This is a genomic window from Pseudonocardia sp. McavD-2-B, from assembly GCF_024124365.1.
Classification (GTDB): Bacteria; Actinomycetota; Actinomycetes; order Mycobacteriales; family Pseudonocardiaceae; genus Pseudonocardia; species Pseudonocardia alni.
The window spans coordinates 1-13,902 of the sequence record NZ_JAMXSG010000152.1 but is presented as its reverse complement, the minus strand read 5'-3'; the positions used below and the strand labels follow the sequence as shown (position 1 = coordinate 13,902).

General features: G+C 68.8%; 14 protein-coding genes. 9 read left to right on the top strand and 5 right to left on the bottom strand.

Annotated features, from left to right (window positions below; genetic code table 11):
- The coding region (locus NH602_RS19195) for a hypothetical protein (protein WP_253068527.1) at positions 1 to 508 on the bottom strand (508 nt) is incomplete at its 3' end.
- Between the two features lie 137 nt (positions 509 to 645).
- Between NH602_RS19195 and NH602_RS19190 the strand changes: the two genes are divergently transcribed.
- The gene (locus NH602_RS19190; protein ID WP_253068526.1) at positions 646 to 1,671 is read left to right on the top strand and encodes a site-specific integrase; all 1,026 of its coding nucleotides are present in this window, start codon (positions 646 to 648) and stop codon (positions 1,669 to 1,671) included.
- Here NH602_RS19190 and NH602_RS19185 read toward each other — a convergent pair.
- Entirely contained in the window at positions 1,668 to 2,060 is a 393-nt protein-coding gene (locus NH602_RS19185) for a VOC family protein (protein WP_253068525.1), read from the bottom strand. The two genes, NH602_RS19190 and NH602_RS19185, sit on opposite strands and share 4 nt — an antisense overlap.
- 261 nt (positions 2,061 to 2,321) lie before the next feature.
- Between NH602_RS19185 and NH602_RS19180 the strand changes: the two genes are divergently transcribed.
- The 5 genes from NH602_RS19180 (at position 2,322) to NH602_RS19160 (ending at position 7,357) form a co-directional block, all read left to right on the top strand.
- Positions 2,322 to 2,993, top strand: coding sequence for a class I SAM-dependent methyltransferase (locus NH602_RS19180; RefSeq protein WP_253068524.1), 672 nt, complete (start codon positions 2,322 to 2,324; stop codon positions 2,991 to 2,993).
- Positions 2,994 to 3,363: 370 nt separating this feature from the next.
- Positions 3,364 to 4,128 carry an alpha/beta hydrolase gene (locus tag NH602_RS19175; protein ID WP_253068523.1) on the top strand — a complete coding sequence of 255 codons (765 nt, stop codon included), beginning with the start codon at positions 3,364 to 3,366 and terminating at the stop codon, positions 4,126 to 4,128.
- A 262-nt stretch (positions 4,129 to 4,390) separates the two neighbouring features.
- Positions 4,391 to 5,512, top strand: coding sequence for a tyrosine-type recombinase/integrase (locus NH602_RS19170; RefSeq protein ID WP_253068522.1), 1,122 nt, complete (start codon positions 4,391 to 4,393; stop codon positions 5,510 to 5,512).
- Entirely contained in the window at positions 5,509 to 5,853 is a 345-nt protein-coding gene (locus NH602_RS19165) for a helix-turn-helix transcriptional regulator (RefSeq protein ID WP_253068521.1), read from the top strand. Before NH602_RS19170 ends, NH602_RS19165 begins: the two co-directional genes overlap by 4 nt.
- Positions 5,846 to 7,357 carry a hypothetical protein gene (locus NH602_RS19160; protein ID WP_253068520.1) on the top strand — a complete coding sequence of 504 codons (1,512 nt, stop codon included), beginning with the start codon at positions 5,846 to 5,848 and terminating at the stop codon, positions 7,355 to 7,357. Before NH602_RS19165 ends, NH602_RS19160 begins: the two co-directional genes overlap by 8 nt.
- A gap of 7 nt (positions 7,358 to 7,364) precedes the next feature.
- On the opposite strand, the gene NH602_RS19155 is transcribed toward NH602_RS19160, so the two are convergent.
- Entirely contained in the window at positions 7,365 to 8,144 is a 780-nt protein-coding gene (locus tag NH602_RS19155) for a ChbG/HpnK family deacetylase (protein ID WP_253068519.1), read from the bottom strand.
- 423 nt (positions 8,145 to 8,567) lie between these two features.
- On the opposite strand from NH602_RS19155, the gene NH602_RS19150 reads away from it, so the two are divergent.
- Positions 8,568 to 9,509 carry a glycosyltransferase gene (locus NH602_RS19150; protein WP_253068518.1) on the top strand — a complete coding sequence of 314 codons (942 nt, stop codon included), beginning with the start codon at positions 8,568 to 8,570 and terminating at the stop codon, positions 9,507 to 9,509.
- Here NH602_RS19150 and NH602_RS19145 read toward each other — a convergent pair.
- On the bottom strand, positions 9,506 to 10,747 hold the full coding sequence (locus tag NH602_RS19145) for a hypothetical protein (RefSeq protein WP_253068517.1): 1,242 nt from the start codon (positions 10,745 to 10,747) through the stop codon (positions 9,506 to 9,508). The genes NH602_RS19150 and NH602_RS19145 overlap by 4 nt on opposite strands.
- A 501-nt stretch (positions 10,748 to 11,248) precedes the next feature.
- On the opposite strand from NH602_RS19145, the gene NH602_RS19140 reads away from it, so the two are divergent.
- The gene (locus NH602_RS19140; protein ID WP_253068516.1) at positions 11,249 to 11,818 is read left to right on the top strand and encodes a helix-turn-helix domain-containing protein; all 570 of its coding nucleotides are present in this window, start codon (positions 11,249 to 11,251) and stop codon (positions 11,816 to 11,818) included.
- The gene (locus NH602_RS19135) at positions 11,815 to 13,104 is read left to right on the top strand and encodes an MFS transporter (RefSeq protein ID WP_253068515.1); all 1,290 of its coding nucleotides are present in this window, start codon (positions 11,815 to 11,817) and stop codon (positions 13,102 to 13,104) included. The genes NH602_RS19140 and NH602_RS19135 overlap by 4 nt, the downstream gene beginning before the upstream one ends.
- A 260-nt stretch (positions 13,105 to 13,364) precedes the next feature.
- On the opposite strand, the gene NH602_RS19130 is transcribed toward NH602_RS19135, so the two are convergent.
- Complete coding sequence (locus tag NH602_RS19130; RefSeq protein WP_253068514.1) at positions 13,365 to 13,778, bottom strand: Lsr2 family protein; 414 nt, start codon at positions 13,776 to 13,778, stop codon at positions 13,365 to 13,367.
- Positions 13,779 to 13,902 lie beyond the last annotated feature (124 nt).

Here is a 13,902-nt window from a genome sequence, read left to right as displayed (position 1 = left end):
GGGTCCGTCCGGAGACCGTGCGCGTCCCGGCCGCGGCGATCTCCGCCGCGACGGCCTCGGGATCGGCGAGCGTGTCCAGGGCGTCGCGCAGCTCGCTGCTGCTGTGGTCCAGGCGCGCGATGAGCGCGGCGACCTGGTCGGTCACGCTCTGCCCGGCGCGGGCGATCGGGCGGGCCAGAGCGTCGTCGACCTCACCACGGCGCCGGGCGGGCGCGCCGCCGTCGAGGATCCGCTTGGCGTTGACGCGGTCGTGCATGACCCCGCCCACGACCTGATAGCAGTACTTCGGCCGTCGCCCGGACCCCGCGTACTCCATGGTGTTCGCGCACCCGCCCGGGAACTGGCACGGCTCCAGATCGGGCCGGCGCAGCTGCGCCCGCCACGCCGGCCCGCCCGAGGACCCCTCGGTCGCGAGAGCGCCGGCCGCGTTCGGGGCCTCGGCGTCAGCTCGGATGTCGGCCGCCGCGCCGTCATCGGCCGGGACGTCCGGAGAGGGCTGCTCGCTCACGACACCACGCTACGCGAAACGTATCGTTACGTCAATCGTTATGAGTTGTGTTCTGCGTGGACGAAACAGTACGAAACACTGCAGCGCTTGGCGGGATCATCGACAAGATCCCGCCAAGCAGCGGATAGACTCCGCCGGTGCCACACGCCGAGCTCGACGCCGTCCCGGACACCTCGGCCGCGCTCGACACCCCGCTGTCGCCGGACGAGGCCGCCTACGTCGCCGCGGCCCGCGCACACAACACCCGCCGCGGCTACCGCTCGGTCTGGACGAGCTTCACCGCGTTCTGCACCAGCCACGACCTGACACCGCTACCGGCCGCGCCGGCGACGGTCTCGGCCTACCTGGTCGCGCTCGCCCAGGCCGGGGCGAAGGTCCGCACCATCGCCAAGCACCTGTCCGGGGTCCGCGCCGCCCACCGTGCCGCGGACCTGCCCGACCCCGCCGTCACCGCCCGGGTCGCCGCCGTCTGGGAGGGCATCCGCCGCAGCCACGGCGCCCCACCCGACCAGGCCGCCCCACTCATGCCGCCCCTGCTCGACCAGGCCGTGGCCGCATGCCCGACCACTCGCACTTGGAAGAACCGGACCGACGAGCAGTCGCTGGCCGGCGCTCGCGACCGCGCCCTCTTGCTCATCGGGTTCTGGGGCGCCCTGCGCCGCGCCGAGCTCGCCGCGCTCACCGTCGAACAGCTGGGCCCTGAACGCGAACTTCGCAGCGGACGCCGCGGCCGCGTCCTGACCCTGCACCGCTCCAAGACCAACCAGACCGGCGACCGGGCAGAACTCATCGGCCTGCCCCGTGCCGAGCACCCCGACCACTGCCCGCTCACCGCCCTGGAGACCTGGCTCGACCTGGCCGCCATCACCACCGGCCCGATCCTGCGCAAGGTCTCCACCGGCAACCGCGTCCTCGACCAACCCCTGCACCCCGAGTCGATCAACAACCTCGTCCAGGCCGCCACCGCCCGGGCCGGACTACCCGGCGGCCCCTACAGCGCCCACAGCCTGCGCGCCGGCTTCGTCACCTACGCCCACCTGCGCGGAGCCACCGACCGCGCCATCGCCCACCAGACCCGACACCGCTCCATGGACACCATCACCACCTACATCCGCGTGGACGACGTATTCACTGACAACGCGGTTCTCCAGATTGGCCGTTAGTTCGCGAACTGCTCGAACATCACCTCGTAGCCATCGGGGTCGAGTCCGTAGAAGATCCGCGCCCAGCCGGCGTCCTCGGGCGCCAGCGTGATCGGGAGTTCCTCGGCGCGCCAGAGGCGGTGCATCGCCTCGAGGTCCGAGGTCGGTATCGCAAGCACGACTCCCGACCCGAGCGGCCCGCCTCGTGCTGCCTGTGCGCGCTCCTCCGAGTGGAAGCCGTGGGCGTGGAGATCGGTCAGTATCAGCCAGGTGTGGCCGAAGGTGAGGTATCGGAGGTTGGGCTGGTCCTGGTTCGGGATCTCACGACACCCGGCCGCGCGGTAGAGCTTCGCGGAGCGGTGTAGATCGCTAACCCTCAATCCGATCTTCAGCTGGTGGGTGCCCATCATGACGACGTCTCCTTGATCGGCTCGGCTATACGGCGGTGACCATGCCTGTAGAGACTGGCAGCTCAAGAACGGAGCACGCACGTAGCAGATAATTCTCGTCCCAACAACAAGGAGTTGTTGCAAACCGCAGCGGTCGGGTCGGCTTCTTATTCCAGGGTTGCCGCGGCTCTGTCGCAAGAAAGGACGCTGTAGGAGTACCACCCACCATGGCTGCCGCTCGGTAGCGCTTCGATGTCGGAGCTGTTGACTAGCGTGCGCCGCATGAACGCACGCGAGGTGTTGGAGCGGACGCGCCGGGACTACGACAACGTCGCCGAGCTGTACGACGACATGGTGCGGCGGGGTGATGAAGTCACTGACAACCTGTCAGCGGCAATGATCAACGCTTTCGCTGGTCTTGTCCGCTCCGGTGGATCCGACGGCGCCGTGATCGACGCGGGGTGCGGCCCGGGACAGTGGACCGACCACCTGGACCGCAACGGCGTCCGGACGTACGGCATCGATCTCTCACCGGCCATGGTCGCGATCGCCCGCCGGTATCGTCCCGACCTGCGCTTCGAGATCGGCTCCATCCTCCAACTCGACGCACCGGATGAGTCGGTTCCCGGAATCCTGGCTCACTTCTCGCTCATCCACACTCCGTCGGAGATCCTTCCCGAGGTCCTGGCCGAGTTCGCCCGGGTGATCACACCGGGTGGCTGCCTGCTCATCGGGGTCCAGATCACCGACACTCCCGGGGCTGAGGGCTGGATCCCCTACGACCACAAGGCCTCCCCGGCGTTCCTGTGGAGCCTCGACGCGCTCACCGCACGACTGCGAGGACACGGCTTCACCGAGCTCGCCCGTATGCGCATCGCCGCCTCCGTCCCGGGTAAGCCCCCAGCCGGCTACCTCCTGGCACGCCACGACGACAACCCGCCCGAAGCGACGTGACCAGGATCGACCCATTCTGAGCCGTCGGGTCGGGCTGGGTCAGTCGGGCCGGCACCTCCGGCAGCCAGGTCAACCCGATCGCCACGTTCTGATCGAGCATGCGGCGCTGGGCCGCGGCCAGCATCAGCAGCTCGGAGCTGCACGCCAGCAAACGAGTACCGTGTCGATCCGGGCCTTCCTCGTCGGACATCCCGCGCGGATATTCTCTCGCGGTGCCGAGTTGACCACTGTTACTGTGCCGCCGACCGTGCAGGAGACCGAGGAGGTGGTACCCGTGAACGATTCGACATGGGTGCTCCCCTCAGGGGTCACGGTCGGACGATAGGTCGTCCGGGAGCGCCGTTCACGAGCACTCCCGAAAGGCACGACCATGGAGTTCACCTCCGAACAGCACCTCGACGACGGCGTCGTCGAGCGCGAGTTCACCCTCGGCAGAATCCCCGGAATCCTCTGGACGGGCGTGACCGGGACAGGGCCGGTCCCGCTGGTCCTGCTCGGGCACCCCGGCGGACTGCACAGGATGCACGACCGCCTGGTGGCCAGGGCCCGCGACTGCGTTGCGCAGGGTTACGCGGCAGCCACGATCGAACTCCCCGGCAGCGGAGGCCGGGCCGCGATCGCCACCGTCGACGGGGCGCGGGCCGATGTCCGCCGGGTACTGCAGGCCGGCCGGCCCGTCGATGACGACATCATCGACCGACTCATCCTGCCGTTGATCGACGAGGCCGTCCCCGAATGGCAGCGGACCCTGGACGCCCTCCTCGCGCTGCCCGGGATCCGCGGCCCGGTGGGCTTCGCGGGCGGGGTCATCGCCATCGGCACCCGGCTGGCGATCGTCGAGCCGCGCATCGTGGCCGCCATCCTGTTCGCCGGCAGCTTCATCCCCCGCACCGTCCTCGAAGAGGCCGGCAAGGTCACGATCCCACTGCACGTCCTGTTGCAGTGGGACGATGAGGGCAACGACCGGCAGCGCGCGCTCGAGCTGTTCGACGCCTTCGGCTCCGAGGAGAAGGCGCTACACGCCAACATGGGCGGGCACACCGGCGTCCCGCAGCACGAGGGAGACGCCGGACGACAGTTCCTCGGCCGACACCTGGGACCGGGCTCGACAGCGTGTGTACGGTCGAGCCGATAATGGAGATTATGACAGTAGGAGTGAGTATTATTGCATCTGATGCACGACGGCCTGCCCCACTCGAAGGTGCAGCCGGCCTGCCGGTGAGGCCGCCCTGGTCTGCATGTTCACGCTGGAATCAGCGAGGACGTCGGCCGTCTGAGTGCACGAGTGGCCCGCCAGGATGCCGAGACGACGACCCCGCATGATCCAGGGACCTGCCGGTCTGGCACTCTTCGGTCATCCGATGCACGATTCGGTCAACTGATGCGCGGCGGTGCTGGTGGGTTCCGACGAGATGGGCCAAGTTGTTCCGTTACGCGGGGTCGCCCCGCGCGACCGTGGTGATCAGGTCCTCGGCGACATGCTGACCGGGTGGCGGCACCAGCAGCTGTCCCGGAACCTGTCGTTCACGACCATCGACAGCCGGGCGCGCGTGGTCGCCCGGTTCATCGAGCATTGCAACGAGATGCCGTGGGCGTGGACGGTCAGCCACGTCGATGAGTTCTTCGGCGACCTCCGTGCCGAGCACTACCTCAGCCGCTCGACCGTGCGCGCTTACCAGAACGGCCTGCGGATGTTCTGCGACTACCTCACTGACCCCCGCTACGGCTGGGACACCATCTGCGAGCAGGCGTTCGGCACGCATCCCAGCCAGGTCGTGCACGACTGGAATAGCGCCGGCCATCACCAGGACAACGAGCAGGACCCGCGCAAACGGGCGTTTACCCGCGATGAGCTGCAGGCGTTCTTCGACCGTGCCGACCAGGAGGTCACCCGGATCCGTGAGCTGGGCCGCAAGGGCTGGCTGCCGGCGTTTCGGGACGCGGTCCTGTTCAAGGTCGCCTACGCATGGGGACTGCGCCGCAACGAGGTCCGTCACCTGCAGACCGTGGACTTCTCCCGCAACCCGCACGCCCGCGAGTTCGGTCGGTTCGGCCAGCTGCAGGTCCGCTACGGCAAAGCCCACACCGGGTCGGCCCCGAAACGGCGCAGCGTGCTCACTGTCCGCGGCTGGTCCGCCGAGGTCGTCGAGCACTGGATCACCAACGGGCTCCCGCTGTTCGGCGACGGCATCGACCTGTTCCCCACCGAACGCGGCACCCTCGTTTCGGAAGCAGCTCTCGGCGCGCGGTTCCGCCGCTACCGCGACGAGCTCGGTCTCGACGACCGGCTCGACATGCACTCGTTTCGCCGCAGCTACGTCACTCACCTGCTCGAGGACGGCGTCGACGCGATGTTCGTGCAGCACCAGGTCGGCCACGAACACGCCTCCACGACCGCGATCTACAGCTGCGTGAGCAGCGACTACCGCACCCGCACCCTGCGCCACGCGCTCGACACCTGCCTCAGCGAGGCTCTCCTCGGCCGAGCTGACACATCCCGGGAGGGCCGGCGACGATGAAGCGCGATGTCGACTACCAGTGGCGGCTCAGCGAGCTGATGGCCCGCCACGGCCTGCACAACAGCACCGACCTCGCTCCCCTGCTGCGAGAACGCGGCATCGACCTGTCGCCCTCGCAGGTCTACCGCGTGGTCACCCAGCGCCCGGAGCGGATCTCGCTCAAGCTCGTCGCCGCGCTTTGCGACATCTTCAGCTGCGGCCCCGAGGACTTGATCACCGTGACGGCGGCCGACGCCAAGCGCGGCCGCCGGGCGGCCGGCGACCAGCACCCCGTCGATCCCACCGTGGTGAAGATGAACGAGCTCCGCCCGCTTCGCGCCCGCATCACCGGCGATGACTGATCCCGCCGAGACATCCGGCACGCCCGGCGCCCGCCGTCCTCGCGGCCGTCCGCGCACCAGCGGTGACCACCGGTGCGACCGCTGCGGGCGCTCGGCCGGCAAGCTCCGGACACGCTGGCCGGACGGCGGGATCTGCGGCACCTGCTACCACGACGCCGTCCGCACCTTCGGCAACTGCGCACGCTGCGGGCACCACCGGATGCTCCCCGGCCGCGCCGGCGACGACGAGCTCTGCCGGGCCTGCGCCAGGATCACCACCGACCTGGACTGTCACCGCTGCGGCGTCGAGGCCGAGCACTACCGCCGCGGCGGGCTCTGCGCACGCTGCGCCCTGCGCGACGACCTCACCGCGCTCTTCACACACGACCCGACCGACGTCGTTCCGGTCGCCGCGAGCCTGATCGACGTGCTCTGCGCGGCCGAGCGCCCGGAGAGCATCCACACCTGGAAACGCCGCGCCCGGGTCCAGCAGCTCCTCACCGGGATCGGCGACGGCAGTCTGCCCGCGACCCATGAGGCGTTCGACCGAGCCGGCAGCGGCAAGGACATCGAACACCTACGCGACCTCCTGGTCCACCACGGACTGCTCGAACCACGCGACCGGGACCTGGCCCTGTTCGAACGCTGGCTGCGAGCACGACTCGACGACGCCGAGCCTGACTGGGCGCGGCGGCTGCTCGAGCAGTACGCGACCTGGCACCACCTGCGTGCGATCCGCAACCGCCTCAGCCGGGGACTTCCAGTCCGCGGCAGCGTCCACAACGCCAAGCAAGAGATCACCGAGATCGGACGCCTGTTGATCTGGCTCGACGAGCAGGAGGTCACCCTGGCCACATGCCCGCAGGGCCTGCTCGACCGCTGGCTGGTCGACGGGCCGTCCACCCGCTACATCGTCCGGACCTTCATCCGGTGGGCCGGCCGTCAGAAGCTGGCACCCGACCTTCACGTCACTCGTCGAACGACCCGATCGTCGCCGTCGATCACCGAGCAGACCCGCCTGGATTGGCTCGTTCGCTGCCTGCGGGACGAACCCGGCACCCGCGCCTACCGTGTCGCAGCCATCCTGCTGCTGCTCTATGCCCAGCCGATCGTCCGCATCGCCGCGCTCCGCCGCGACCAGATTCTCTCCACACCGGACGGACCGGCCATCCTGCTCGGCGCAGAACCCGCCGCGCTCCCCTCGCCCTTCGCTGAGCTCCTCCTTGAGCACCTGGCGAACCGCCCGAACATGCAGACCGGCAACTCCGACAACCCGTGGGTCTTCCCGAGCATCCGCGCCGGTCGGCACATCCGACCCGACACGATGATGAAGCAGCTGCGGAACCTCGGCATAGATCTCCGCGGAGCCCGCAACACCGCTCTCAACGAGCTCGTTCAGCGCGTTCCGGCGCCTATCGTCGCCACCCAACTGGGCTACCACCCGGGCGTCACCCAGCGCCACGCCGAGGACGCCAGCGCTCCGCTCGGCAGATATGCCTCGCTCGCCAGCCTCCACTCCAGGTGACCGGGCGTTAGGGGCGATGGAACCGGAGATCGCCGTGTCCCAGGACGGTGATCTCCTCATCGTCAAGGGCCTGGCAGATCGGTGCGGACAGGAGGAGTTCGTGGTCGCCGGCCCGCACGTCGGAGCCCCCGTCGAAGGATGTCGGTTGCGCTGGATGCATCGCCCACTCCGTCAGGCCGTCAGGAAGTTCACGGATCCGGTCGAGGAACCACTCCAACCGTCCTTCGACGGGCGCGGCGAAGCTGTCCAGGAAGGGACGGTCCTGGGCGGTGCGCCCGCTTGACCGCACCGCGTCCCGGCCGTGATCGGTCCACGCGCGAATGCCGAGGTCATACTCGACGGCGAGCTCCAGGGTCAGATCGAAGATGTCGTCGCGGCCGCCGTCGGCGAGACAGTGCCAGTCGAGATGCGTCGGCCGGATACCCGCATCGAGCAGGACCTCGATCTGGGCGCGGAACTCGGCCTTCACCTCACCGGCAACCGCCTGCGCCAACAACTGCTCGCGCCGCTCGATACCGAGGAGATGCCCATCCTCCTGGATGGAGGCACCCGCGGTGAGCGGCAACCACAGCGCTCCCGGGAAGTCCGCCGTCAGGGTGAGGTGGACCCCCACCGGCACCTCCGGATGATCGGTTAGCAGGTCGAGCGCGGCGTCCGCCGCTGGGCACAACACCATGACACTGCCCGACGCGGCGACCCCACGAGTGATCGTCTCCATGGCCGCCTCGACCGCACCCTCATGGAGCCCGATGTCGTCGACGTTGATGATCAGCTCTCGTTGGCCCACGAGACTCACGATCGTCCAGCCCGACCGACGCGGTCCACCGAGATTGGAGCCACGTCCCGACGCCGAGTCGAACGCTCTCGCGACTGGCCGCCCATAGCGCCGTCGAGGACGGGGATACCGCTAGATCGAATACGAGCGGTTACCGGCAAATCGGGCGGGCTGTACTTCTCCAGGTCGACGCGCCTTGTGGTGGCTCGACGTGGCTGAAAGTGTGCTGCGGTGCGCATTCTGTTCACTTGTATCGGTGGTCCCGGACACCTTAACCCGCTGCTGTCAATCTCACGGGCGGTCGTTGATGCCGGACACACCGTCTTGTGGGCGACATCTGCGTCTCTACGCGGACTAGTCGAGAATGCCGGGTTTTCGTTCCACCAGCTCGGGCACCGGCCGGCCGCCAGGCCACGCGGGCGGGCACCGTTGAGAGTGGCGGATGCCGAGCAATCCGACGATGAAGTACGGGAAAACTTCGCCCGTCGGGCAACCAGGCTCCGCTTGCCGCTGGTGGGACCGCTGCTGTACGACTGGAAGCCTGATCTGGCGGTGTGCGACGAGTTTGACTTTGCGACGATGCTGACCGCTGAGCGGTGCGGCCTGCCACATGCGAGTGTTCTGGTTTCGGCGACAGGTCTGCAGATCCGCCCCGACGTGGTCGGCGAACCACTGCGGGAGATCCGGGCCGAATATGGATTGGCGGCCGATCCGAATCTGACCATGCTTGGCCGACACCTGCGCCTCTCACCATTCCCGCCAACTTTTCGCGCACCGGAGTCATGGCGGCATGGCACAGAGCACGCGGTCCGGCCACCCCTACCTCGCCCACCCGGGCCCCGGCCGGACTGGGCAAGAGTGCGCCCCGATGCGCCGGTCATCTACTTCACGCTGGGCACCGAGTTCGGGGTGGAGTCCGGTGACCTGTACGAACGAGTGCTCACCGGACTGCGGGCGCTGCCGGTGAACCTGCTGATGACAGTGGGATCGCAGATCGACCCGGCCGAGTTCGGGCCGCAGCCGGACCACGTGCGTATCGCCCAGTACGTGCCACAGGACGAGGTGCTGCCGCACTGCGATGTGGTGGTCTCGCACGGCGGATCAGGCAGCGTGATGGGTGCACTCGCTCACGGGGTGCCCACACTGCTGGTGCCGATAGGTGCCGACCAGCCGATGAACGCGCAGCGATGCGTGGAGCTCGGCGTCGGCCAGAGGCTCGACGCCGTCACCGCGACGGCGGCAGACGTCCGCGCCGCGGTGACGGAGCTGCTGGCCGTGCCGACCTACCGGCAGGAGGCTGAACGCCTGCGTACCGAGCTGGCCGCACTACCTGGCCCTGCTCACGCCGCAGCGCTGCTTGAGCAGGTTGCACGTTAGCGGCCGGACCCCCAGTGGCCGGTAGCCTGTCTAGGTGATCGACCTGATGTTCGACTCCGCCGACTACGAGCTGTGCGGATGTTTGCGATCGACGCGGCCATACCGAGAGCAGCGGCGATCGGGGCGATGACGAACGCCGGAGTGGCGCCGAGGCGGTCGGCGAGCAGACCAGCGCCAAGCTGGCCCGCAGCGGTGCCGATCGGTCCGCCAGCGCACAACACGGCCATGGCGGTGGCCATGCACGGCAACGGTGTCTGGGCTTCGGTCAGCGAGTACAGGGTGACCATGTAGGGGCCGACAGCCAAGCCTGCGACCGCGAGCGCGACCGGCAGCAAGCCGGCCGCCGCGCCCCAGAGAAGCACCAGCATCCCCAGAACCAGGGCGAGAGGGAACAGCCAGCGGCGTAGACCGAGGCTGAACCCTGGAGGCAGCCAGGCACATGCCGCGCCCGCGACCGCACTTCCGATCCCGAGCTCGGCGAAGTACAGACCTGCCAGCTGAGGGGTGCCCTCTGCCGCCGCGTAGGCAGCGACGCCGGTCTGTACCGCCCCGAAGATCGCCCCGGCGCTGACCATCGCCACGGTCAGCGTCATCAGCGACGGCCAGTGCAAGCTGACCCCGGCCCTGTCCGCATCCGAGCTCGGGACCGGCCCGGCGGCCGTGGACGACCTACCTGTCGTGGGCTCGCTGGAACCGGCCCCGGGAGTGGCGTCCGTGCTGGGCAAGTCGGCGTACTGGCGAGCGAGCGGGGCGGCGGCGACCACGAGCAGAACCGCGGCTCCAAGTAGCGGGCCTGCCTGCGGGAACCCCCACGCGGCGGTAGGCGCCAGGAGAAGGACACCCACCAGGGCCGGCCCAAGGACGAAGCTGGTCTCGTCAACGGCCCCCTCGTATGACATCGCGGTCCGGACGAGGTGAGCGTCGCCGCTACGTAGCTGCCCGGACCAGTGCACCCGCACCAAGGGGCCAACCTGCGGTTGAGTCAGCCCAACAAGGACCGCAGCACAGACGATGACGACTGGCCCGGCTCCACGGCTGGCGAGCAGCAATAGCAGGATGCTGGCTGCGTTGAGCAGCGCCGCCCAGAACCCGATCCGGCGCGGCGGGACCCATCGGGCCACCGCGCCTACGCACAGACCGCCTAAGGCGATAGCGATGCTCTGCGCGCCCGCGGCGAGCCCAGCGAAGGCGAAGCTGCCGGAACTCGCCTGCAGCAGCAGGATCGTGCCGAGAGGCACGATCGCATACGGAAGGCGCCCGATGAGGGCTAGAGCTAGGAACGTCGTGCGCGCTGAATGGAAGAATCTACGGTAGGACATCGGCGTCTCCTGGCCACAGCGAAGAGACGCGCCTACCCAGCCACCAGACGCGTGCCGTTCCCGATTCTGTCCGCAACGCTACTGTCCGACGGCGGAGCCGGCACCCGATTACGACAAGGTCGTCACGCCGTGACGACGATCGATCAGCACGCCGGCATCACGGTGCGGGCCAATCCAGGCTCGGCGGACAAACCCGCGCGGGGGCTATGCGGCGGGGGCGGAGGCGTGGACCGGCGGGTACGTCGAGGAGGAGTGCGGGGCAGCGGAGGAGCTGTGGCGAGAACGGAGAGTGGGTGACCGTGCAACGGGCACTGGTCCATTCGATCCTGTGGGGCCGCCGCCTCGTCGACGACACCACACTGAGCAGGCATCGTGCAGCATCCTTTGCAAAGATGTCTTTGTATCGGTAGCGTGCGGTAGATGGACGATCGGCCCGGGTTGCGGGATCTCAGCCCGCGATCACTGCGAGCACTGGCTCATCCGCTCAGGCTCGCCATCCTGGCAAGTCTGCGTGACGACGGTCCCGCCACCGCCTCGAATCTTGCTGCCCGACTGTCGGAGTCCAGCGGCTCCACGAGCTACCACCTCCGGCAGTTGGCCGCGCACCAGTTCGTCGTCGAGGACCAGCAGCGCGGCACGGCCAAGGAACGATGGTGGGCGGCCGTCGATCGCGAGACCCGTCTGGACCATTCGCTGATGCATCATCCGGACCCAGAGGTCGCACGAGCGGCGGCATCTCTCTTGCGCGAACTGGCTATGCAGCACATGCAGGCGCTCGACGGATGGATCCGCACCGAGTCGTCGTGGTCGGAGCCGTGGCGAGAGTCGGCCGATCTGAGCGACTTCCAGCTCCGGTTGACCCCGGCGCGGACCCAGGAGCTCGTGACAGCGCTGCACGCGCTCGTCCGCAGCTATAGCCACGACGACGAGGTGGACGCGGCGCAGGTCCGGCTGCAGATCCAGGCCTTCCCGCGTCGCGCCGAGCAGTGAGTGGCGGCGGGCCGACCGACGAACCTGAGCACCCGGCGAGCGGCTCCGGCGAGACGGCGCGCATCAACGGGAACGTGTTCAGGTGGCTCATCGCCTTCGCCTTCTCCATGGTGGGCGACAGCGCCTACTTCTTCGCGCTCAGCTGGGCCGCCGCCCAGTCCGGCAGCCCCGCCGAAGTCGGGTTGGTGCTAGGCATTGGAGCCGTGCCGCGGGCGATCCTAATGCTCGGCGGCGGGGTCGTCGTCGATCGCTTCGGGCCGCGCACCGTCGCCCTCGCCAGCGACTCCATGCGCTTCCTCATCATCGCGGGGCTCAGCGCCGTCCTGGTACTCGCCACACCAGGGTTGTGGATCCTCATCCTGGTGGCCGTCCTCTTCGGCGTCGTGGACGCGTTCTTCATGCCAGCGGTCGGCGCGCTGCCACAGGCGATCTGCGAACCACACCAGCTGGTCCGCGTCCAGGGGCTGCGGGTGCTCGTCATCCGGACGGGCAACACCGTGGGCCCACCCCTCGCCGGGGCCATTCTGAGCTGGGGCGGGTCGGCCGCGGCCTTCTCGTTCATCGCCGTGCTGTTCGGAGCGTCACTGCTGCTGTTGTGGCACGTACGCATCGTGCCGCTCGAGAAACCGCCAGTGGAGATACAGCTGACGGGAGAGCACCCGGCGGAGCAGGCCGGGCCGGGCCGGCAGCTCGTCGCCGGGTTCGCCTACATCAGGAGTCGGCCCGTCATCGCCTCGCTCGTCCTAACACTCGCCATGGTCGAGATCGGCAGCATCGCTCCGCTCAACCTGGGACTGCTGCTACTCGCCGACGAGAACGGCTGGGGTCCGGCGGGAGCGGGTTGGGCCATCGCCGCGTTCGGCGCAGGCGCCGGAGTGAGCGCGCTGGTGCTTACCCTGCTCGGCGCGGTACGCCGGGCGGGGGTGACGTATCTGATCTCGCTCCTCGTCGGTGCGGCGGGCATCGCGGGTCTTGCGTACGACGGCGGCCTGCTCGCCTTCATCGTTACGTCGGGGCTGATCGGGGTGGCGCTGGGGCTGAACGGCGCCCTCGCCTACGCGTTCATTCAGCACGAGACCGACCCGGCATTCATCGGGAGGGTCATGAGCGTCGTTAGCGTGGTGAGCTTCGGCATCGGCCCTGTCGGCTACCCGATGTTCGGCGCGCTGATCGGTGTCGTCGGTCTCCCGATGGCATTCCTGTGCTGCAGCGGGATTCTGATGGTCGGCATCGTCCTCGGCGTCCGGTCGGCCGCCGTGCGCTCCCTGACCCTGCCCAGCGGGTGACCGTGACACACCGCTCCGTCGAGCGTCGTCCTGACCCGAAGATCGCATTCGTCGACCCGTCGGAGACCAGCCGGCGTACCGGCAGGTCGGCCCACTCCGGGAACTGCACCCAGACCAGCTCGCGGACGAGGTCGTCGTCGATCTCAACCTCGTCCGTGTGCATCCTCGCCATCGAGCCCCATCCGACGTTGCCGATCATCGGCTCGGTGTAACCACCACCGACCGCCCCGGGCGCCGTCGATGTAGCCCGGCGCGCGGGACTATCCGCTGAACTGGGCGGGCTGTGGCCGCGTCGTCGGCGCGGCCTTCTCCGCCGCGGACGGCGAGGTGTTCGAGTCGTGGTCGCGGTAGGCCTCGACGACCTCGGCAGGAATACGGCCCCGCTCGGAGACGGAGTATCCGTTCTCCCGCGCCCACACGCGCACCGCCTGGTTGTGGCGCCGAGCCTCGGTCGAGCCCGCCCCCGTGACAGCCTCGCGACGGCGTCCGCGTCGGCCGCCTCCTGCGGTTCGCGCGGCGTACACGAACGGGGCGAGCTTGTCCCGGAGCGTCGCTGCGTTGGCCGCATTGAGGTCGATCTCGAACTGCTTCCCGTCGAGGGTGAAAGCGACGGTCTCATCAGCTGGCGCGCCGTCGAGGTCGTCGATGAGCTGTACCGTTTCGATTCGCGCCACTGAGCCTTTGCCAACCTGATCATCCGTTGGCGATCATGAGGGTCTGAACTGCGGCGACGAGCTCGGCGGCCCGGGCCGGGCAGGATCTGATCTTGCGCAGAACCTTCCAGTTCTTCAGCTCGGC